This is a genomic window from Lacticaseibacillus chiayiensis, assembly GCF_004123795.1.
Taxonomy (GTDB): Bacteria; Bacillota; Bacilli; order Lactobacillales; family Lactobacillaceae; genus Lacticaseibacillus; species Lacticaseibacillus chiayiensis.
This window is the reverse complement of record NZ_MSSM01000002.1, coordinates 34482-55499: the sequence shown is the minus strand read 5'-3', so window position 1 is coordinate 55499 and position 21018 is coordinate 34482. Positions and strand designations below refer to the sequence as shown.

At 49.4% G+C, this 21018-nt stretch carries 21 protein-coding genes; 19 read left to right on the top strand and 2 right to left on the bottom strand.

All coding sequences use genetic code 11. The features are described 5' to 3' along the window. A partial coding sequence (locus tag BVJ53_RS01260; protein WP_158280553.1) for a helix-turn-helix domain-containing protein occupies window positions 1-413 on the bottom strand: 413 nt, incomplete at its 3' end. 567 nt (window positions 414-980) lie between these two features. On the opposite strand from BVJ53_RS01260, the gene BVJ53_RS01255 reads away from it, so the two are divergent. The 10 genes from BVJ53_RS01255 (at window position 981) to BVJ53_RS01210 (ending at window position 8617) form a co-directional block, all read left to right on the top strand. Further along, on the top strand, window positions 981-4790 hold the full coding sequence (locus BVJ53_RS01255) for a SpaA isopeptide-forming pilin-related protein (protein ID WP_191983423.1): 3810 nt from the start codon (window positions 981-983) through the stop codon (window positions 4788-4790). A gap of 1 nt (window position 4791) precedes the next feature. Then, window positions 4792-5034: a septation protein SpoVG family protein gene (locus tag BVJ53_RS01250; protein WP_129300802.1), complete on the top strand. Its 243-nt coding sequence runs from the start codon at window positions 4792-4794 to the stop codon at window positions 5032-5034. A 42-nt stretch (window positions 5035-5076) separates the two neighbouring features. Beyond that, complete coding sequence (locus tag BVJ53_RS01245) at window positions 5077-5400, top strand: DUF961 family protein (protein ID WP_003606404.1); 324 nt, start codon at window positions 5077-5079, stop codon at window positions 5398-5400. A gap of 17 nt (window positions 5401-5417) precedes the next feature. Continuing rightward, window positions 5418-5789, top strand: coding sequence for a YdcP family protein (locus BVJ53_RS01240; protein WP_045600994.1), 372 nt, complete (start codon window positions 5418-5420; stop codon window positions 5787-5789). A gap of 74 nt (window positions 5790-5863) precedes the next feature. Beyond that, the gene (locus BVJ53_RS01235) at window positions 5864-6127 is read left to right on the top strand and encodes a hypothetical protein (protein ID WP_003606402.1); all 264 of its coding nucleotides are present in this window, start codon (window positions 5864-5866) and stop codon (window positions 6125-6127) included. After that, entirely contained in the window at window positions 6087-6377 is a 291-nt protein-coding gene (locus tag BVJ53_RS01230) for a hypothetical protein (protein ID WP_191983421.1), read from the top strand. The genes BVJ53_RS01235 and BVJ53_RS01230 overlap by 41 nt, the downstream gene beginning before the upstream one ends. Window positions 6378-6411: 34 nt before the next feature. Further along, window positions 6412-6660: a hypothetical protein gene (locus BVJ53_RS01225; protein ID WP_129300800.1), complete on the top strand. Its 249-nt coding sequence runs from the start codon at window positions 6412-6414 to the stop codon at window positions 6658-6660. A 19-nt stretch (window positions 6661-6679) separates the two neighbouring features. Then, window positions 6680-6967, top strand: a complete 288-nt coding sequence (locus BVJ53_RS01220) for a hypothetical protein (RefSeq protein ID WP_107773161.1) — start codon at window positions 6680-6682, stop codon at window positions 6965-6967. Next, window positions 6964-8352, top strand: a complete 1389-nt coding sequence (locus BVJ53_RS01215) for an FtsK/SpoIIIE domain-containing protein (protein ID WP_129300799.1) — start codon at window positions 6964-6966, stop codon at window positions 8350-8352. The genes BVJ53_RS01220 and BVJ53_RS01215 overlap by 4 nt, the downstream gene beginning before the upstream one ends. After that, window positions 8342-8617, top strand: coding sequence for a hypothetical protein (locus BVJ53_RS01210; protein ID WP_129300798.1), 276 nt, complete (start codon window positions 8342-8344; stop codon window positions 8615-8617). Before BVJ53_RS01215 ends, BVJ53_RS01210 begins: the two co-directional genes overlap by 11 nt. 106 nt (window positions 8618-8723) lie before the next feature. On the opposite strand, the gene BVJ53_RS01205 is transcribed toward BVJ53_RS01210, so the two are convergent. Then, the gene (locus BVJ53_RS01205) at window positions 8724-11423 is read right to left on the bottom strand and encodes a TrlF family AAA-like ATPase (RefSeq protein WP_129300797.1); all 2700 of its coding nucleotides are present in this window, start codon (window positions 11421-11423) and stop codon (window positions 8724-8726) included. Window positions 11424-11845: 422 nt separating this feature from the next. Between BVJ53_RS01205 and BVJ53_RS01200 the strand changes: the two genes are divergently transcribed. The 9 genes from BVJ53_RS01200 (at window position 11846) to BVJ53_RS01160 (ending at window position 21013) form a co-directional block, all read left to right on the top strand. Further along, window positions 11846-13036, top strand: coding sequence for an XRE family transcriptional regulator (locus BVJ53_RS01200; protein ID WP_129300796.1), 1191 nt, complete (start codon window positions 11846-11848; stop codon window positions 13034-13036). Continuing rightward, complete coding sequence (locus BVJ53_RS01195) at window positions 13026-13352, top strand: hypothetical protein (protein WP_129300795.1); 327 nt, start codon at window positions 13026-13028, stop codon at window positions 13350-13352. The genes BVJ53_RS01200 and BVJ53_RS01195 overlap by 11 nt, the downstream gene beginning before the upstream one ends. A gap of 130 nt (window positions 13353-13482) precedes the next feature. Continuing rightward, complete coding sequence (locus tag BVJ53_RS01190) at window positions 13483-14217, top strand: DNA-methyltransferase (RefSeq protein ID WP_129300794.1); 735 nt, start codon at window positions 13483-13485, stop codon at window positions 14215-14217. Between the two features lie 98 nt (window positions 14218-14315). Next, window positions 14316-14537 carry a hypothetical protein gene (locus tag BVJ53_RS01185; protein WP_003606383.1) on the top strand — a complete coding sequence of 74 codons (222 nt, stop codon included), beginning with the start codon at window positions 14316-14318 and terminating at the stop codon, window positions 14535-14537. A 3-nt stretch (window positions 14538-14540) separates the two neighbouring features. Then, window positions 14541-15038 carry an antirestriction protein ArdA gene (locus tag BVJ53_RS01180; protein WP_129300793.1) on the top strand — a complete coding sequence of 166 codons (498 nt, stop codon included), beginning with the start codon at window positions 14541-14543 and terminating at the stop codon, window positions 15036-15038. 61 nt (window positions 15039-15099) lie between these two features. Then, a complete protein-coding gene (locus BVJ53_RS01175) occupies window positions 15100-15492 on the top strand; it encodes a conjugal transfer protein (protein WP_129300792.1) in 393 nt (130 codons plus the stop codon). Beyond that, window positions 15476-17941, top strand: a complete 2466-nt coding sequence (gene tcpF / locus BVJ53_RS01170; protein WP_129300791.1) for a conjugal transfer ATPase TcpF — start codon at window positions 15476-15478, stop codon at window positions 17939-17941. The genes BVJ53_RS01175 and tcpF overlap by 17 nt, the downstream gene beginning before the upstream one ends. After that, a complete protein-coding gene (locus BVJ53_RS01165) occupies window positions 17928-20021 on the top strand; it encodes a CD3337/EF1877 family mobilome membrane protein (RefSeq protein ID WP_129300790.1) in 2094 nt (697 codons plus the stop codon). The genes tcpF and BVJ53_RS01165 overlap by 14 nt, the downstream gene beginning before the upstream one ends. After that, window positions 20018-21013 carry a bifunctional lytic transglycosylase/C40 family peptidase gene (locus BVJ53_RS01160; RefSeq protein WP_129300789.1) on the top strand — a complete coding sequence of 332 codons (996 nt, stop codon included), beginning with the start codon at window positions 20018-20020 and terminating at the stop codon, window positions 21011-21013. The genes BVJ53_RS01165 and BVJ53_RS01160 overlap by 4 nt, the downstream gene beginning before the upstream one ends. Window positions 21014-21018: the final 5 nt, after the last annotated feature.

Here is a 21018-nt window from a genome sequence, read left to right as displayed (position 1 = left end):
TATTCAACGACTTTAATGCGTTCTTCGAAGGTGGTTGTACGACTCATGGTGGGGACCTGCTTTCTAGACGGTGAAGCCGTCAAAGATTGATGATCCCTATTATACATGGCTATCCAACGTTGCAGTTGTGTTGATGAGCGCAGACCAAACTGCATCGTAACTTCGGCTAATGACCCTTCACCACTAAGATAAGCAAGCACTGCTTCAAGCTTTAGCTCTCTGGTATAATGTTGATTCTTTCGAGCTTCCTCTAATCCCTTAATCCCATCACGTTCATAGCGCGCCTGCCAACGTTGTAATGTACGATCACCAAGACCGTGTTGACGGGAGAAACTACTGATACTTGTCTTCGAATGTCTGAACTCCTCCAATATGAGTAACTTTTCTTGAGCTGTATGCTTAGATCTGGGCATAGAAAATCCCTCCATGATCATCAGATGAATTATGATATTTCATCTGACAACCATAAAGGGATTATCGCATTTGGTAAGGCCCTTTAAAATGTACAGTCGACTTATTGAATCAAAATCATGCAGAATAAAGCGTTTATCAAAAAAGCTGAAGCACCAACGATTTTCGTCATTGAGCTTCAGCTAAATTCATTTAAATTTTGTACCGGTCATTCCCACTCTGTTGCCCCAAAAAGCCGAATGAGCGCAAATCGGCGCCGTTAAAGGCTTTTGAATTTCGATAAACTCGATTATATCAAAAAACACAGCTTTGGAAGCAGCATAAAAGTTGCACGGTGCAAATTGGAGAAAACTTCATATCAACAGCAGGCGTAGACCCTCAATGTCCGAGCGGTCTATTTTTATTTCCTGTTATTTATTTGCCGACGACTTATTCACCGATGAATAGTCGCCCGCAAATTTTCCAAATAAAATAACGAGCTTACGTTGCTGAACCGTGATTCAGCTTCAATTTTGTTGCACTTAGTTCACACGCTGCTACTGAACAATAAGAATGGAGGAATTACATTGATGAAAGCAGTTCGGCGAACCTCCGTATTCGCCGCTCTAATTGCAATCTTCGTCCAGCTTTTTATCCCGGCCTCAATGGCGATTGCCGCCAGCATGACCAACACCAAGGTCGCTGACTGGCGTAACACTTGGCACCTGCATCTGTTTAATGGCTTACATTGGACGGACACCGGTATGTGGATGAAAAAGGTGGACGGCAAAGTTGCCTTCTGTGTGGAGCACGGCGTCGATCTCGATATGAGTGGCTCCGGCTACAACCCCAGCACCTACTCCGACGCTAAGAAGGATCAACTAGCCAAGATTGCTTACTACGGCTACTACCAAAATCCAACCAATCGCAACTACGCCGTAACCCAGATGATTATTTGGGAAACGCTAGGCGATTCGCTGCTCACCACACCAAACAAGACCTATCAGTCTGAAAAGAAAGCGATTCTCGATAAGGTCGACGCGCATGATCGCAAGCCGTCGTTCAACGGCAAACAGATCACCCTCGCAGTTGGCGATTCAATCACCTTGACTGACACCAACGGACGGCTTGCGGCTTTCGCCCAGCAAACGGCGAACACCGCAAACCTCAAGATCACCAAGTCTGGCAATAAGCTCACGCTGACGGCCACTGCCCAGTCGAAGGAATCCGGCAAGGTGGCTTACGCGATTGCGAAGGCCGCTGACGTTGGTACCTCTTTCGTCTACACGAAAGGCTCACAACAAAAACTCGTCAACTTCAAGCTCTCCAACAACGGTGAGTTCAGCCTACCAATCATGGTCAACTTGAATGGTAACGTGAAAGCCAAGAAGGTTGACGCCGACACCAACAAGGCGCTGCCGGGTGCTAAGCTCAAGTTTGAATACGATGGCACCACCAAGGAAGTCACGACTGGCACTGACGGCTATGCTGCCCTGAACGGGATCAAAGCTGGTACCAAAATCAAGATCAGCGAAGTCACTGCGCCGAACGGCTACGTCAATAAGGGTGAACTCAAGGAAGTCACCATTGAACCCGGCAAGACCGTTGAAGTTGTTCTCGGCAACAAGGAGCAACTCGGTAATGTGACCCTCGCCAAGATCGGGCGTGAGTTCGGCAGTGATATGTTCAATGCCTATTACTCGCTTAACGGCGCCGTTTATGGGATCTACACCAATAACGGAACACGGGTTGGTGCAATCACGACCGATGGCAATGGCAAAGGAACCTTGCAGAATCTCAAGCTCGGTAGCTACTACGCACTGGAAGAAAAAGCCCCTGCTGGCTATGTTCTGAACACGACCAAGCTGCCGTTTGAATTGAAGTATGCTGGTCAATCTGTCGCGGTCACTACGGCTCACGTCGATACGACCGATCAAGAACAACGCGGCACTGCCACCATCATCAAAGAAGACACAGTTACGGGTAAGCAGCCACAAGGCGCTGCCAGTCTTAACGGTGCTGTCTACGAACTCCACCGCGCAGCCGATGACAAGCTCGTGAAGTCAGTGACGATCGCCAACAACACGGCGTCTGTTTCCGGCTTGGAACTGGACGATTATTACTGGCAAGAAGTAAAGGCGCCAACTGGCTACGTTCTTGATCCGCAAAAGCACGCCTTCAAGTTAGCTTACGCTGGTCAGAACGTCACCACCACAACTGCTACCACGACGGTCAAGGAACAGGTCATCACTGGTGACCTTGACTTGCTCAAGTACGGGAACTACGACTGGACAACCCAAGGCAAAGGCACTAAACCGGTCATGCTCAAGGACACTCAGTTCACTGTCACCAGCAAGACCACTGGCAAGGTTGTCCGTACCGGCCTCACCGATGCCCAAGGCTACGTGAAGTTCACAGATCTGCCTTACGACACTTACACCGTAGCTGAAACCAAGACCCCAACGGGCTACAACGGGATCAAGCCGTTCACAGTCGTTATTGACGGTACCCAGAAGTCCCAGCATTACACTATTGAAAACAAGGTTATCGAAGAAAAACTGCGTGTAGTCAAAGTCGATAGCGAAACTGGTAAGACCGTGCTGCGCGCTGGTGCGATCTTCCGCGTGAAAAATCTGCAAACCAACAAGTACGAAACCCAGCCAACTGCTGACAAGACCGGTGCGACTGATAAGTTCGCGACCGACAACTCTGGCGAGTTGATCACAGCCGAAGCGCTCGGCTACGGCAAGTACCAGCTCGAAGAAGTTCAAGCTCCAGAAGGCTATGTACTGGCTAAGGAACCAGCTAAGTTCACCATCGACGACAGCCATAAGGACGGCATCGTGGTCATCAAGTTCGCTGACCTCTCCCAAAAGGGTGTCGCCACCTTGACCAAGACCGGGGCTACCCCAGTCGCCGTCGAAAAGGTTGAAAATGAATACGGCGATCAGTATAAGTACCGCTACGACTACACCGCCCTCGCTGGTGCGAAGTTCGAGTTCAAGGCCGCCGAAGACATTACGACTGCTGACGGCACCGTTCGTGCACACAAGGGTGATGTGGTTGCCACTGGCACGACTGATGCTCAAGGCCAGATCCAGACCCCAGAGCTGTACCTCGGCAAGTACACCGTAACTGAATTGTCTGCGCCAAATGGCTTCATCATGAACCCTGATCCGATTGATTTTGAACTCAAGTATGCCGGGCAAGAAGTGACGGTGACCTCCACTTCACTTGAAGCCAAGAACGACTTCCAACAGCTCGACATCACGCTCAACAAGCAAGAAGAAAGCATCACTGGCTGGAAGAACAACCTTCGAGAAATCAAGAACATCGCTGCGAATGGTCAAGTCTTCGGACTGTTCACTCAAGGTGAAGCCAAGATCGGCGACACTGTGATTCCTTCTGAATCACTCGTCGCCACCACGACGGTCGAGAACGGTAAAGCCGAATTTGGCGCGATTCAGCTTCCCGAAGGTTACTACTTCGTGAAGGAACTTGATGCTGGTGAGAAGCACGACTTGAATACCACGATGTATGGCTTCCATTTCCACACCACCGACAATGAGAAGATCAAACACATTGACCTCAATGACGGCAAGGTGATCGACAACAAGCTCCACGAAAATGAACTGTCATTCAAGAAGATCAATGAAGTTGCGACGCTGGTTTCAGGTAAGGGTTACACTTACGCGATGACCGGTAATGCTGCTGGGGCGGTTTTTGAACTGCTCGACGCTGACAAGAAGGTCATTCAGACGATCACGGTCGGCAAAGATTCCACTGGCTCCATCAAGCATCTGCCAGTAGGCACGTTCTACTTGCGCGAAACCAAGCCTTCTGCCACCAACCTTGTCTTATCGAAGGAAACCCTCAAGCTCGTGTCTACTAAGGACGGCGTGACGGTTTTCGATAGCAAAGACAAGCAGATTGGGGAGACCAAGGCTGACGCCAAGGAAACCACGATTGCCTTTGAACTGACCAACGACTTGATCAAGGGCACGGGCGAACTGACCAAGACCGACGTTTCTACCGGCAAGCGGCTACCCAACACCGGCATCCGCATTCTGGACGAAAACGGCAAGACGGTTGTGTCTGGCCGCACCGACAAGAACGGGGTCTTCTCCTTTGGCAATCTGCCTGAGGGCAAGTACAGCTTCCAAGAATACGATGCACCCAAGGGCTACGAAATTAGTGAAGCCCTCGTGCCATTCGAGATCACTAAGGATGGTGAAATCGTGAAGGCCGTCATGACCGACAAGCAGACACCTAAGCCTGGCCTCCCACAAACCGGTAACGCGACGTCCGGCTGGCTCATCGTCATCGGTGTAGTGCTGCTGCTCGGCGTCCTCTCTGCAATGGTTGTGATCGGTGGTACCAAGAAGAAAGATGGCAAGTAACATGCGCATTTCTTCTATCAATATGTACCCCGATCCCGGTGGCGACGTACTGCTCCAAGGCGACATCGTACTGGATCATGTACTCATCTTGAAAAACGTGAAGCTCATCGAAGGTCAGCATCGCTGGTATATCCAGTTCCCACGATACGCTGATGGTCGCACGGTTCACCCAATCTCCAAATCATTTTACGACTACCTACTTCAACAACTAACCGAATACTATCACCAAGCCACAGCCGAGTAGCCCACCTACCCGGCTTTTTGAATACGAAAGGAAGGCTACAACATGGAACTCAAATTTGTTGCACCAAATATTGAAAAGACGTTCGGCCACCTGTACTTCGGTTCGCTCAAGCGCGAACTGTCCGAAGGTGATCGCGACAATCGCAAGGTTGTCTCCCGCACTTACGAGTTGTTCTCCGACTTGCAGCGTACCGACAACATCGAGATCACCATTCCGGCGAAGAAAGGTGACAAGGCCGAAAGCATTGAAGTTGATGCGCCCGTCACCATCATCAAGCCGCGTATTGCGACTGTCGGCTACCGAATCGGTGAGCAGGCCTTTGTGCGCTACATCTGCAATGCCGACGATATTGTCCCAGTCAAATAAAGAAAAGAGGAACCCACATGCGATTAGCAGAAGGCATCGTTATCGACTTAGAAGAAACCTTTGGCGTCTTGAAATTCTCCGGTCAACGCCGCGAACGCTTCGTGCAAGACGAAGACGGCAACCGTACTGATGACGTGAAAGAACGCACCTATGACTTGAAGTCCATGAAACAGGGAATGATGATTCAGGTTTCCATTCCGGCCGAAGCAGGGGTCAAAGACTTCAAGTACAACCAGATTGTGACCTTGGTTGATCCAGTGATCGACACCGTGGCGAACGCGAACTTCAACCGCGTTGAAACCTCGTGGTACATGAAAGCCAAGGATCTCGTGATTGCCACCGCACCGGCCAAGCCACAGGAGAAGCCAAACAACAATGACAAGAAATAGCTCATTGCCCCACTCCTCTCGCGCGCCGCCCGCTGCGGCGGTTGCTTACCACTCACGAAAGGAGTTGATCACAGATGATGACTTCCACCCTGACCGTAGTTGGTCGTGAAGTGTTCATCGACGACTATAACGAAGAAATCGACAATGACTACCGCCTCGACCCAGACGAGATCCTGCAAGACATGGTGGAACTCATGGAAGAAAGCCCTGAATCCTACCAACACCTGCATATCGACAGCGAACAGACCAACGACGGCATGAATAAGTTGTTCTCGTTCACTTCATACGAAGGTGAAGATGGCTTACGGCTCTCGTATCTGGGCGTCAGCGATGAATAAGGATGTGAGATCGATTCAACCACAAAATTTTGAAATCACCGAATTCATCGAAGACTACATCAGACTTGTCAGAACGGATAGCGTTCCCCCAAACGCTGATTTTTTACAGGAATTGGTCGCTGATGCCGCAGCACAGGCAATGGACGGTCAATTCATTGTCTGGGTTGATGACAACACGATTGATGGCGAACCAAAGGAATTTATTTTCAACTTGCTTGAAGACACCGTGATTTATATGGGTGTGGAATGAATTTCGTATTATCACAAATGAAAGGAGCTCGAAAATGTCCGCAATGAATATCGACGGATTCTTGGAAGACTACCCCGCGCTAGTTGACCCTGATTTCCAGGATCCTAGCCCGGACGCTTTGATCGACATGGTGTTGATGGCTGCCGAGCAGGCAACTGCTGGCGAACCGTTTTCTATTTGGGTAGACGGCGAATGTACCCGCGATCATGAATCCAAAGAGTTCAGTTTCAATATCGACACCGAAGACCGACAACCCGCTATCAAATATATTGGCGTCAAGTAACGCCCAAAGGAGAATGTCTATGAATGATCAAGTAACCCTCGTCAACTTGGACGACTTTCAACTTCACTACGAACACATCGCTGATTTTGACAACGGTGCATCACCCACTGGTGACGTCATCATCAACTTAATCGACGCAGCTAATCACGCGATTCAAGCTGGCATGAATGCTTGTGACCTGATTTTAGCCAGTGAACAGTGTGCGAAACCCGAAGCCTACCTTCAAGGCGCGCGCTTTAGTTTCAACGTTTCAAGTAGTCCACTTGGTCTCGTGATTGGCTACGACGGAGTGAACATTGACGAATGAAACTCACGTATCGCGGTACACGGGTCTATCCCCGTCAACGTAACTTACTCTACAACACGGCGATGACGGTTGTGGTTTGCTTGTGGGTAACTGGAGCTGCCATTGCCTATTGGCCGCTGCTAAGACAAATCAACTGGAAATTCTTTAGTTGGTCGGACGTAGCGGCCTTGCCTTGGGCATGGTTGCCGCTGATTATCAATAGTTTATGCACAGCACTATTCTTTGGTACTGGACTGTGGGCATACCGAACTTGGTTTGCGGATTCCTATAAGCAGATGGAACATCGCCAAAAGCTCGCCCGCATGATCATGGAGAACAAGTGGTACCAAACCGACCAGTCCAACAGCGAGAGTTTCTTCAAAGACTTAGGCTCAACACGTACCAAAGAGAAGATTTCTCATTTCCCAAAGATTTACTACCGGCTCAAGGACGGGTTGATCCATGTTTCCGTTGAAATCGTCATGTCTTCCTATCAAGACCAGCTCCTTCACTTGGAAAAGAAGCTAGAAGCTGGTCTTTACTGTGAGCTGGTCGACAAGAACCTGCACGATTCTTACGTCGAATACACATTGCTGTACAACACTATCGGCAAGCGTATCACCGTCACCGACGTGACCTGTGAACATGGCTCCATGCAGCTCATGGAAACTGTCGCTTGGCACTACGACGCGCTGCCCCACATGTTAATCGCTGGCGGGACTGGTGGTGGGAAGACCTACTTCATTTTGACGTTGATTGAGGCGTTGCTGAAAGACGGTGCCCAGCTCACTATTCTTGACCCGAAAAATGCTGACCTCGCCGATTTAGCTGACGTGATGCCAGGTGTCTACTCGAAGAAGGAGGCCATGCTGGGTGCACTTGAAACCTTCTATCAGGACATGATGGCGCGTAACGACAAAATGAAACAAATGGACGGATACAAGACCGGCGAGAACTACGCCTATCTTGGACTACCCGCCCACTTCCTAATTTTTGACGAATATGTTGCCTTCATGGACATGCTTGGCCGCGATGCCATGCAAGTCATGTCCAAACTCAAACAGATTGTCATGCTGGGCCGTCAAGCCGGCTTCTTCCTCGTGTTAGCTTGCCAACGCCCTGACGCAAAGTATTTGGGCGACGGGATCAGAGACCAGTTTATGTTCCGCGTTGCGCTCGGGCGCATGAGTGAACTTGGTTACAGCATGATGTTTGGTGAAACCAACAAGGACTTCTTCCAAAAGCCAATCAAGGGACGCGGATACGTCGATACTGGCGGTAGCGTGATCTCTGAATTTTACACACCACTAGTGCCACGCGGCTATGATTTTCTCACCGAAATTGGTGCCGCAGTCAATACCGTACCCGCAACCCCAACAGAACAGGAGGTGCCAAATGAGCACTGATGTCAAAATCGAAAACCGCTCGCAATTTCTCAACGACTTTCACGAGAACGTGCCTTTCCAATCTGACGAAGACGCGGAAGACCAACTTAAATGGATGGCAATGCACGCTCACGAGTACCCGGATTCACGAATCTGGATGGGCGCTCCCGGTAGTCTGACCGCTGACCGTTTTCCGAAGCGCTTTTGGTTCAACGTCACCACTGGCGATGACGGCGGCTTGACCATGACTTACACCAATGTCGCAGATGAAGGTGAGGAAGACTAGTGTTTGATGTCGCGGGGTCGAAAAGCTACACTATGACCACATTGAAATCTTAAAGTTAATGAATTCGGACAACTATTTGAAGTAATTCAATGTCGCAACGATTTCTTTAAACGCCCCGACTAAATGCATAGCGTTCCTCACGCTTCTGAAATGCGCGTTTTCCTCCCTCCAACACTTCGCAAATTGCGTTCTGCATTGTGGGGTTTTCAATGGGGCCCTGAGTGTATTGAAATTGCCGGCCATTAGTAACATTCGAATCCATAACTTCCTCGGCGAGAGTCACACACTCGCTGTCCCCACCGACCAACACGTTAGCATTATGAGTAACAACGAATAATTGTCGGTGTTGTTTCTGCTGTCTCAGATACGAGACGAGTTCGTCATATATGGCCTTATTATCAAGTTCGTCTTCAGGTTGATCAATTAGGAATGGCTTGTCAGCTTTATCAAGACTTAGCTGCATCATTAACAGAATGAATGCTTGCTTGCCTTCTGACATCTCCGAAAAATCCTGTCCCTTATAGGTGATCTTGTAATTGGTTGAAATAAATTCCAGTTCAGAAAACTGTTCTAGCCATGAATACGGAGAAATGCCTGCACGAAATGGAGAATCAGAGGATGATGACAAATCGCTAAGTTCCAAACTTCTTTTCATCATTCCGTGAATACTGTCCGTTTTGATAGATTCCAAATCATTAATATTGATGGAATCGTCTTCAGAGTCAAGGTTTTCCAACTTCGTTTTAAACGCGACCGAGTGTACCTTAAAGTTCGAATTAACGAGATTTACTAACTTGTTGGGGTCAATAGCAGAAACAATTTCGAATTTTAGATTGCCATCTTCGGTTTGATAGATTTCTTCTGTGAATAGAGCGTCATCAAAAGTTAACTCATCCAGCATCTGTTCGAGTAATTCATCCCTTGATACTTTTAGCTTTTTAAGCGCCTCGATAGCAGCAGTCGTATCTTCGAGTATTTGCTTTTGCTCAGTAAGAATATTTTGAAATTTCTTAAGCTCAGGAGACCGCTTTTGCTGATCCTGGTATTGCTTGTATATTTCAGTAGCAAGCAATGCTTTAATCTCTTTGTTTTTTGCTGCAACAAACTGTTTCTTTGTTTGAATCAGCGAGGTCACTTTCTCCTCTAATGCTGAATTCAAGGCACTCACCTGATCCACAAAGTCAGTTAAAATATCCTTAGCAACCTGTCGGGTATATTGCCGTGCTTGTGGGTTCAGCTGAACGATATCTCCTTCGTTGAGTTGCATCAACTCTTTGATATCATCTTGCGCCTCTTTCGCTGCTGCCTGAAGTGTATGTCCCTGCTCAAGCATCTGGTCCACGGCTTGTTGATCAACAACATTGGACTGTTCCTGGAGCTTCTGTACACTCTGGTTTAAAGACGCGATATTACTTGTAATTGTTTGAATATCCTGCTGAGAATCCAGCTTTGTCTCTTGATCGCTGATTTTCTGATTTAGCAATTTGAGTTGGCTAACTTCTTTAACAATCAAATCATGCTTTTGTCGACGATAATTGTCATTCTTGTCCTTGATGGTATCAATATCGGTTAAAGCTGACAGTGTATTTTCAATAAAGTCATTGCGTTGTTGTGCATCCCGGGCTATTTCTTGCAATCCATCTTGATAGATGAACCTAATACGTCCCGCGGCGCTCGATTTACTGCCGTCCGCGTATTCCAGCACACACTTATCGCTCAGTTGATTGATAAGCTCATCATAATTAGAATTGTTACTCTTAAAATGTTCCACGCCACTTGCAAGTTTGCTAATTACTGAAAGGAGTACAGACTTGCCGCTCGACCGACCACCGATGATAGTATTCAAACTTTCCGAGAATTCGAGTTTATCGGTTCCAAATGAGGAATTGTTGAGTTGGAGAGACTTGATGACTTTCGATTTTACAGGGGGTTCGGGTTTATTAGCTTGAATTCTGACACGCAACTCAGGTTCATACGTAATTTGTTTCAGCCCTTCGAAGGTTTGTTCGGCCTTAATCCAAGTGAAAGAAGATTGTGGAAAATCGTGCAACTGCTCATACCGGTGTGCATCGCATCCGGTAATAGCCGGGAAGACTTTACCAAAGCGATTATTGTCAGATAACAGAAATTGCCGATCCGTTTCTCCTTGGGAAGTTTTCGCTTGAATGATGTTAACTGAACCTTGAATGAATTCTTTTCCATTCATTGATCCGTTGCCATCACTAAGATTGGGACCGTCACCACTATTCGGAAGCATGATTAAAACTGACTCTGCATAGTTATTGCCAAATGTATCCCGGAGTGCTTCCAATACGCCGGAGGTAGTGGGCATATAATCTACTCTATTGTCATGAACGATTTTGTCAATATCATCAACGTAGTTGAGTTTCATCCCCGATGCCGTTGTAGCCTTTACGCTCCGGAGAAACTTATTTAGCGTCTTTTCCTCAATTTCTGGGCTAAATATCAAGTGCAAATTAACAAAACTGGTCGTCTTTCCATGTTCAATCTGCTTTTTTGAAGCTAAATCCGTTACTCGGATTTCGATATTCGGGAATAAAACGATGTTAGAATTAAGTCCCCAGGAATTACGATACTTTCGTAACTTAAAAAAATTGCTGGCTGAGAAATAGTCGGTGATTCCAAGAACATCAGCACCATACTCATTAAGTTCCCGACAGTACCGTTTCCAAACTGCCTCTTTGTCTGTTTTTAGGTTCTCATCATCAACAAAATGATCTTGCATATGGGTCTCAGGTGTGTGGAGATGCATATCCCAACGAGACCAACTAGACATTTTTTCCATTTGTACTCCCCCAAAATCACTCACTGGTTTTCATCAAAACGCATATACATCATTGCCTTGTAATGTTAAACCCATTTTACACTGCTCATTATACCGCGCATTTCTGCCCCAGACATCCACAAAAAATGACATTAGTCTTGGCTCAGGAGCATTCTTCCGCATGTACAATCAAGAATCTGTATGCAACCTTCTTGCCGCCACGCGCGGCGGGCAACGCGAAAGCCGCAAGCGTGAGTGGCAGCGGTCGGCGCCAGCCGACCGCTTACCCCCAGTACTCTAACAGGGGGGTATTAAATACAACGTCTGTGCCTGAACACAAGGTAGAAAGCCTGATATGAAAGGCTTAAATTGAATAATTACAAAATGATGGATTGCACCTCGCATCCATCATTTTTTTGTCCAAAAATTAACGGAGGTTAAAAATGATTTCTTGGCATGAACAAATTAAGCTGCGGCGAAAACAACTACGACTGACGCAAGCTCAAGTCGCACGGCGCTTAGGTGTCACGCGGATGCATTACGTCCAAGTGGAAAACGGTAAAACGAACCCTAGTGCCTCGCTGCAAATGGAAATCGACCGGCTGCTCAAGAACTGGAACGACGAACCTGAACTGACGCTGATGTTTGACTACATGCGCGTGCGGTTCCCGACACATGACGCCAGGGCCGTGATCACAAAGATTCTCGGTTTGACCCCAGAACACCTGATATTTGAGGAACACGGCTTCTACGGCTATTCGGCCATGTATATCTTCTCTAACATTCAGGTCATGGTGGCACCGGTTGGCTCCAACCTCGGCACATTGGTTGAGATGAAAGGTCAAGGCTGCCGCGAGTTTGAAGGCATTCTGCTTAGCCACGGCGAAAACTGGTACGACTACTTCCTTCGGGTCGATGAAGCTGGCGGCATCTTCAAGCGGGTCGATATCGCGATTAACGACATGGTTGGCCTACTAAGTATTCCAGAGCTGGTCGATAAGTGCCTGAACAACGAGTGTATTTCCGTCATGCGGTCGTTCCAAGGACTGCAATCAGGCAAGCTCGTGGATCTCGACGAGGCTGGCCGGGGCAACACGCTATACGTCGGCACGATGAAAAGCGATGTGTACTTCTGCATCTACGAAAAGGCCGCCGAACAAGCTGCCAAGCGTGGTATTTCGATTGCCGACACACCGATTATTAACCGGTTTGAAATTCGTTTGAAAAACGAGCGGGCGATCAAGGCGATTGAGAACATGCTGATTACACGTGACGCCAAAAAAGTCGCGTTCGGTATCATCACCCGCTACATGCGGTTTGTTGATGAAGTCCCGGACAAAAGCCGCCTCAAGTGGCCGCTCAACGAACGTTGGGCATACTTCCTTGGCAAAGGACGCCAGCCAATCCGCCTGACTACCGATCCACAACCCTTTGACCTGAATAAGACCAAGGCGTGGCTCCAAAAACAGGTCATGCCCACGCTCAAGGTTATCAAGGAAATTGACAACTACTTCGGCACGACTGACTTGCAGCTCATGATCAAGGACGCCGAGCTGACCGACAAGCACCTCAAGTTGATTGAGCAGCAGACTGTCGGTAGCGAGGAACTAGGAGGTGACATGTTTGGTCAATGACGTGCTTGCTTCCCACCCGCTGCGCGGCAAGGCATTCAAAGACTGCGTGCTGAACATCTACGTCTACAAGGCCGCGCTAGTCGGTGTGGTCGAACACAAGAAGTACCGGCGTATCTGTGACATGAACAGTCTTGGCTTCACGGCACAAGACTACATCGCTTGGCGGCACCAGCAACAAGAACACCCGACGGCTCTAATTGGCCGCGATGGGCGCGCCTTGAACTATGGCGAGCTGCACCAACTGCTTTACCAAACTGCCGAAGAATCAGGCTGGCCCGTCTTTGCAACACCAGTGGACGAATTGTTTTTCGATTAACCAATTCGGTCGCGATTGACCACGCCAAAACAATCGCAATTCAAAAAGGAGTGATGGTCACAAATCCAACTAAAGGAGTATCAACGCAATCGAACTAGACATCATCTACAATCGCGATTGTCTGGAGGGCATGGCGGACTTACCGACAGCCTCCATCGACATGATCCTGTGCGACTTGCCATATGGCACCACAGCCAACGCTTGGGACAAGGTGATTCCGTTTGCCCACCTGTGGGGCCAATACGAACGGCTCATCAAACCTCAAGGTGCGATCGTGCTAACCGCAACCGAACGTTTCTCTGCGGACTTAGTGCACTCAAACCCAGCCTTGTATCGCTACAAATGGGTTTGGATCAAAAATACCCTCACTAACTTCGTCAACGCCAAGAACCGCCCGTTATCCCGCTTTGAGGAGATTCTCGTCTTCTCCAAAGCAGGAACGGCCAATTTTGGTAACTCCCCTGATACCAAAGGCATGAACTACTTCCCCCAAGGACTGCTCCCCTATAACAAAACCGTCAACTCCCGTAAGTACGAAAACGCCAACCAAATGCACCCGTGGAACGCGCCCGACACGTACACGCAAGAGTGGACAAACTACCCGTCTGACGTGCTCAACTACAAGTCTGATCGCACCGGCTGGCACCCGACGCAAAAGCCTGTCGATCTCTTTGCCTACCTCATCAAAACTTACACCCAGCCCGGCGAGATCGTACTGGATAACTGTATGGGGTCTGGCACCACCGCAATCGCCGCAATGGACACTGACCGCCATTTCATCGGCTATGAAATTAGCGAAGAATACTGGCGCCGTGCCCTCGACCGCATCAAGCACCATCACGCGACCCAAACTGAATTATTCTGATTCGTCACTCATGAACCGGTCGCCGCTGACCGCGACAAAACAGTGGCTCTCTTGAAAGGAGACTTGGTCACAAAACTAAAAATCAAAGGATGATTATTATGAATTTCGGACAAAACTTGTTTAACTGGTTCACTTCCAATGCGCAGAGCTTGGTGCTGATGGCGATTGCCATTATCGGGGTCTACCTCGGCTTCAAGCGCGAGTTCTCCAAGCTGATCGGCTTTCTCGTCATCGCGATCATTGCCGTCGGGTTGGTTTTCAATACCGCTGGGGTCAAAGACGTACTGCTGAATCTGTTCAACCGCGTCATGGGGGCTTAGCCGATGGACGACATCAAAGTCTTTATTGCCAATCTTGGCAAGTATAACGAGGGCGAGATCATCGGCGAATGGTTCACGCCACCAATCAACAATGAAGAACTCACGGAAAAGCTGGGACTGAATGACCAGTATGAAGAATACATGGTTCAAGACTACGAAGGCCCCGTTGTCTTTAGTGAGTATTCAACGATCGGTGAGATCAATGATGCTGCCGCTGCCGTTGAAGCGTTGAAAGGCACCGAGATTTATCCTGCCATCAAAGAGCTTATCGGCGAATGGTATGACAACGTGATTGAACTAGCCGCACACAAGGACGACATCGCCTGTTATCACGTCGCCAACATGACAGAACTGGCTGAAGAACTGGCCGATGAAGGCTGGTTCGGCGACATTCCGCCACAAGTCGAAAACTATATCGACTATGCCAAGGTCGGACGTGACCTCGAAATTGAAGGAGGTTTCGTTGAAACACCTTACGGCATCTACCAATTATTAGACTAACTCTCTGGGCTGGCGCTGCAAAAGGCGTCAGCCTTTTTATCTCACTACGAAAGGAGATCACATGAAGAGAGTCAGATCCTACACCAGCATCTGGTCGGTGGAAAAGGTGCTGTACGCCATCAATGACCTGCAATTACCGTTTCCAATTACGTTTACGCAAATGACGTGGTTCATCGTCAGTCTGTTTGCGGTCATGTTGCTGGCCGACTTGCCGCCTCTATCATTCATCGACGGCGCGTTTCTCAAATATGTCGGCATTCCTGCTGGGCTAACGTGGTTCATGAGCCAAAAGACCTTCGACAACAAGAAGCCGATGGGATTCTTACGGTCGGTGATCAACTACGCCATTACCCCGAAGCTCACTTATGCTGGTAAGCCTGTAAAGTCGCAGAAAGCCAAACAAACCGCTGCTGTGACCTACGTTTGGAGGTACCACAATGAAATTTCCAATTAAGTATATCGAAGACAATCTCGTCTGGAACACTGACGGCGAGTGCTTTGCCTATTTTGAATTGATTCCCTACAACTACTCGTTTCTAAGTCCCGAACAGAAGCAACAAGTCCATGAAAATTTCCGCCAACTGATTTCCCAGAACCGTGATGGCAAACTTCATTTGTTGCAGCTCGCCACCGAAGCCAGTGTTCGCGATACCCTCGACCGCTCAAAGAAGTTGGTTAAAGGAACGCTTAAAGACATCGCCTTTCAGCATATCGACGGCCAAGCCGAAGCGTTGACCGAAAACGTCGGTGACAACCAAGTGGACTATCGCTTTTTCATCGGCTTTAAGCTGTTGCTGAACGACGCAGAGGTTACCGCCAAGTCCATCTTCAAGGATATGTCCTTGGGTATTCGGGACTTTTTCGCCGAGTTCAACGAAACGTTTGCTGGTGACTTCTTCACCATGAACAATGCGGAGGTAGAACGTTACGCTAAGTCCGCAAAGTTGCTCGCCGAGAAGATCGGGCGGCGCTTCAAAGTGCGACCACTCGATAAAAACGACTTCGGCTACCTGCTCGAACACCTCTACGGCATGACTGGGCAAGATTACGATGACTACGAGTATCACTTACCCCGCAAGAAGTCTAAGCGCGACACGATCATCAAACGCTACGACCTGATTAAGCCAACCCGCTCACTGATTGAGCAGCATCAACGCTCGATCAAGATCACCCACGGGCTGGATATCAGTTACGTGACGTACCTGACGCTTTCCGACATTGTTGGTGAATTGGAGTTTCCCGGCAGTGAAATCTTTTATTTCCAACAAAGCCAGTTCGATTTTCCGATTGACACCAGTTTGAACGTTGAGATTGTAACGAACAAGAAGGCATTGACCAAGGTACGCAATAAGAAAAAGGAACTCAAGGACTTAGACGAACACGCCTACCAGTCCGGCAACGAGACGACCCGTGGCGTTAGTGACGCCTTGGATTCAGTCGATGAGCTTGAAAGCAATCTCGACCAAACTAAGGATGCCATGTACAAAATTAGCTACGTCATTCGCGTAGCTGGGCGGAGTGAAGACGAAATGAAGCGCCGTGCCGATCAGCTACTCGACTTCTACGACAGCCTCAACATCAAACTCGTGCGCCCATTCGGCGACATGCTGGGGCTGCACGGTGAGTTTATCCCTGCCTCAAAGCGCTACATCAACGACTATATCCAATATGTGACTAGCGACTTCATTGCCTCGCTGGGCTTTGGTGCGACACAATCGCTCGGTGAAAAGGAAGGTATCTACATCGGGTACAACGTGGATACTGGGAGGAACGTGTATCTCCAACCGGATATTGCGGCGCAAGGTATCAAGGGGACGGTCACTAATGCACTCTCCGCAGCGTTTCTCGGTAGCTTGGGTGGTGGGAAATCCTTCTCCAACAACTTGCTTGTCTACTATGCCGTATTGTATGGGGCGCAGGCACTGATCCTTGATCCAAAGTCGGAACGTACCGGCTGGGCGGAGAACCTCGACTTTATGGAAGATCAAATCAACATCGTCAACCTGACCAGTGAGGAACAAAACCGTGGGCTGCTTGATCCTTATATCATCTTGTCCAACTTGAAAGATTCTGAATCGTTGGCCGTTGATACCCTGACCTTCCTCACGGGAATCTCAAGCCGTGACGCCGACCGCTTCCCAACGTTGCGCAAGGCAATCCGGGCGGTGACGCAAGCACCTGAACCGGGACTATTGAAAGTCATTGATGAACTTCGCCGCGAAGGCACGCCGATTGCACGTAACATTGCCGATCATATCGAATCTTTCACGGACTACGATTTTGCGGCACTGCTGTTCTCTGACGGGACGGCGCGGCGAACAATCGCCCTCGACCGTAAAATCAACATCGTGCAGATCGCAGACTTGGTGCTGCCGGACGCCGACAAGACGCAAGAAGAATATATCACCGCGGAAATGCTGTCCGTCGCCATGCTCATGATCATCAGCACGTTCGCCATCGACTTCATTCACCAAGACCGCGCCCAGTTCAAAATCGTGGATTTGGACGAAGCCTGGGCTTTCTTGAACGTCGCGCAAGGTAAGGCGCTGTCCATGAAACTGATTCGTGAAGGTCGTTCCATGAACGCCGGGGTCTACCTCGTCACTCAAAATGCGGACGACTTGCTCGACGAAAAGATGAAGAACAACATTGCGCAAAAATTTGCGTTCCGCAGTACCGACATCACGGAAATCAAGAACACGCTCAACTTCTTTGGGCTTGATGCCGAAGATGAAGGCAATCAAAATCGGCTCCGGTCGCTAGATAACGGGGAGTGCTTGTTCCAAGACATCTGGGGGCACGTCGGCGTGCTGCACTTCGACTACATCTTTGAACACCTACACCACGCCTTTGACACTCGGCCACCGAAACCCGTGGAGGTGATTGCTGATGACGAAAGCTAACCGTCGGCGGCTACTGCTATTTCTCGGTGTTGTCGCAGCATTCATATTGGTAATGGTGCTTGCCGGAGGTCAGCCGGTACACGCTGCGGGACTAGTTGACGATCAGTCCGGTGGTGCCAATGAATATTCCAAGTACCCGCTATCGCATTATCAGCTCGACTACTTTGTAGACACAAGCTGGGACTGGCTCCCGTGGAACTGGGGCGACGGCATCGGCAAGTCGGTGAGCTATGGCCTGTATGCTATCACCAACTTTTTGTGGACACTATCCGTCTACCTCTCAAACGCTGCGGGCTACCTGATTCAGCAAGCCTATTCTCTGGACTTCATCAAAGATACGTCTGACGCGATTGGGAAGAACATGCAGCTCTTGGCTGGGGTCTCAAAGGACGGCTTCACCACTGATGGGTTCTACCCGGGACTACTCCTGATGATCACACTGGTTGTCGGCATCTATGTCGCCTACACCGGCATCATCAAGCGCGAGACCTCCAAAGCCATCTCGGCAATCGTCAACTTCGTGGTGATTTTCATTACCTCTGCCAGCTTCATCGCCTACGCCCCAGACTACGTGAGCAAAATCAACGAGTTCAGCTCAGACATCAGCACCAGCGCACTCAACACTGGCTCCAAGATGATTATGGGGACTGATACAGCCACCGATAAATCAGGCGTCGATGCGATCCGTGACACGCTCTTTGAAATTCAAGTGAAGCAGCCCTGGACGCTTTTACAGTTTGGGGACAGCGACGCTGACAACGTTGGCAAAGACCGCGTGAACACGTTGATGAAGACCGACCCATTTGGCGACAAAGGCAAAACCCGTACCGACGTGGTGAAGGCGGAAATTGAAGACAACGACAACGAGAACCTCTCACCGACCATGACGATCAATCGGTTGGGCACCACGACCTTCGTTGTCCTGTTCAACATTGCAATCACCTTGTTCGTCTTCTTCCTGACGGCAATGATGCTGTTCAGCCAGATTCTCTTTATCATCTACGCGACGTTCCTACCGGTGTCATTCTTGCTTGCGATGCTGCCGTCTTTTAACGGATTGATGAAGCAAAACATCATGAAGCTGTTCAACACGATCATGACGCGAGTTGGCGTGACGCTGGTGATCACGATGGCGTTCTCGCTATCGGCAATGGTCTACGGATTATCGGCCACCTCACCGTTCTTCCTCGTGGCCTTCCTGCAAGTTACCATCTTCGCCGGTATCTGGATGAAGCTCGGCGACCTGATGGGCATGATGCAGCTACACAGCTCTGACGCCCAGCAAGGCGCACAACGCTTCTCGCGTCGTGGGAACCGCATGCTTCGGCAATTTGTTGGCAGTGCTATGGGCGGCGCAATGGCAGGACGCTTCTTGTCGCGGGGCTATGGCAAGGGGCGCGGAACACCGCAGCTCCCGACGGGAACGCAACGCGAACAGACTGCGGACGCCACGAAACCGCAACAACCCAAGAAGCCACGCAGCCAACGACTGGGTGAGAAACTTGCCGATGTATCTGATGTCGGCAACAAGCTCAAAGCCAAGACCAAGCGTGGCATTGATCAGGTGAAGGACGCACCAACCAACGTTTTATATGGCTTGCATCGTGGTAAGCAACTGACTAAGGAGACCGCCGAAACTGCGAAGGATAGCTTCAAGGGCCGGCGTGAGGCGAACCAACAGGAACGTGACAAACAGCTTGAGCAGCGGCGTAAGCAGATGCAAGAACGCAAGCTCGCAATCAAGCCGAAAGCTGATCCTGAAAAGCCAAAACCAACGACTGCCAAGCAACCGGTTGAACCAACTCGTAAGCCAACAACTGCCACACCTACCAAACCCAAGTCCGAACAAGCTGATACCAGCGGGCAACCAAAGCGCGCTGCCACGAAGCCAACTTCCACTCGGCCTCCAAGCCCCGTGACGAAACTGCAAGCAGAGCCCACAATCAAGCCGCACCAAGAACCAACTCCTCCAACAGATAAACAAGAGAAGCCACTGACCCTCGTTTCCGAAAAACCAGCTAAGCCACGCAACCCAAAGCCACAGCGGATAAAAAAGGCTAAGGGGCGTAAGAAGCGATGAAACTCTGGCGCTGGTTAGCGCTTGCCGCACTCCCAATACTGTTGATTGGTGGTCTGTTCTTTTCAGTCATTGCCTCTGATGATGACGAAGACCAGCCTGCCTCTGCGATCACAGCCGACGCGATGAACTTATCCGCTGAAGTCTACAAGCACAAGCTGACGGTCGAAAAGTATTGTAAAGAGTTCGGCATTTCAGATCAGGTGATGGTGATACTCGCCATCATGCAAGTTGAATCTGGCGGTAAGGGCGGCGACGTGATGCAAGCTAGTGAATCATTGGGGCTGCCGGTCAATACGCTAGATACAGAAGCATCAATCAAACAAGGCGTGAAGTATTTCGCATCGCTGCTGAAAAGTATGAAAGCTGCGGGCGTGGATCTCAACACTGCCATTCAAAGCTATAACTACGGTGGCGGCTTTATTAACTACGTTGCTAAGCACGGCAAAAAATACACGCTGGAGCTGGCAACATCTTTCGCTAAAGAAAAGTCCGGTGGCAAGAAAGTCACCTACACCAACGCAGTTGCTAAGGACGGTTGGCGCTATGCCTATGGGAACATGTACTACGTGTCGGTCATCTCGCAATACCTTGTGACGGGTGGTGCGAAGTTCGACGACAAAACGGTACAAGCCATCATGGATGAAGCGCTCAAGTATCAAGGCACGCCGTATGTCTTCGGCGGCTCAACGCCAACAACAGGCTTTGACTGTTCGGGATTGACTAGTTGGTGCTACGGCAAAGCTGGGATTAAGCTCCCTCGCACTGCACAAGCACAATACGATGCCACAGCGCACCTGGACATCAAAGATGCTAAGCCCGGCGACCTCGTGTTCTTCCACTCAACCTACGATACCGCCGACTATGTGACCCACGTTGGAATCTATGTCGGCGGCATGAAAATGTACAATGCGGGCGACCCGCTGGGCTATGCCGACTTGAACTCAAGCTATTGGCAAGCCCACCTGATCGGCGCTGGGCGCGTGAAGAAGTAGGTGAA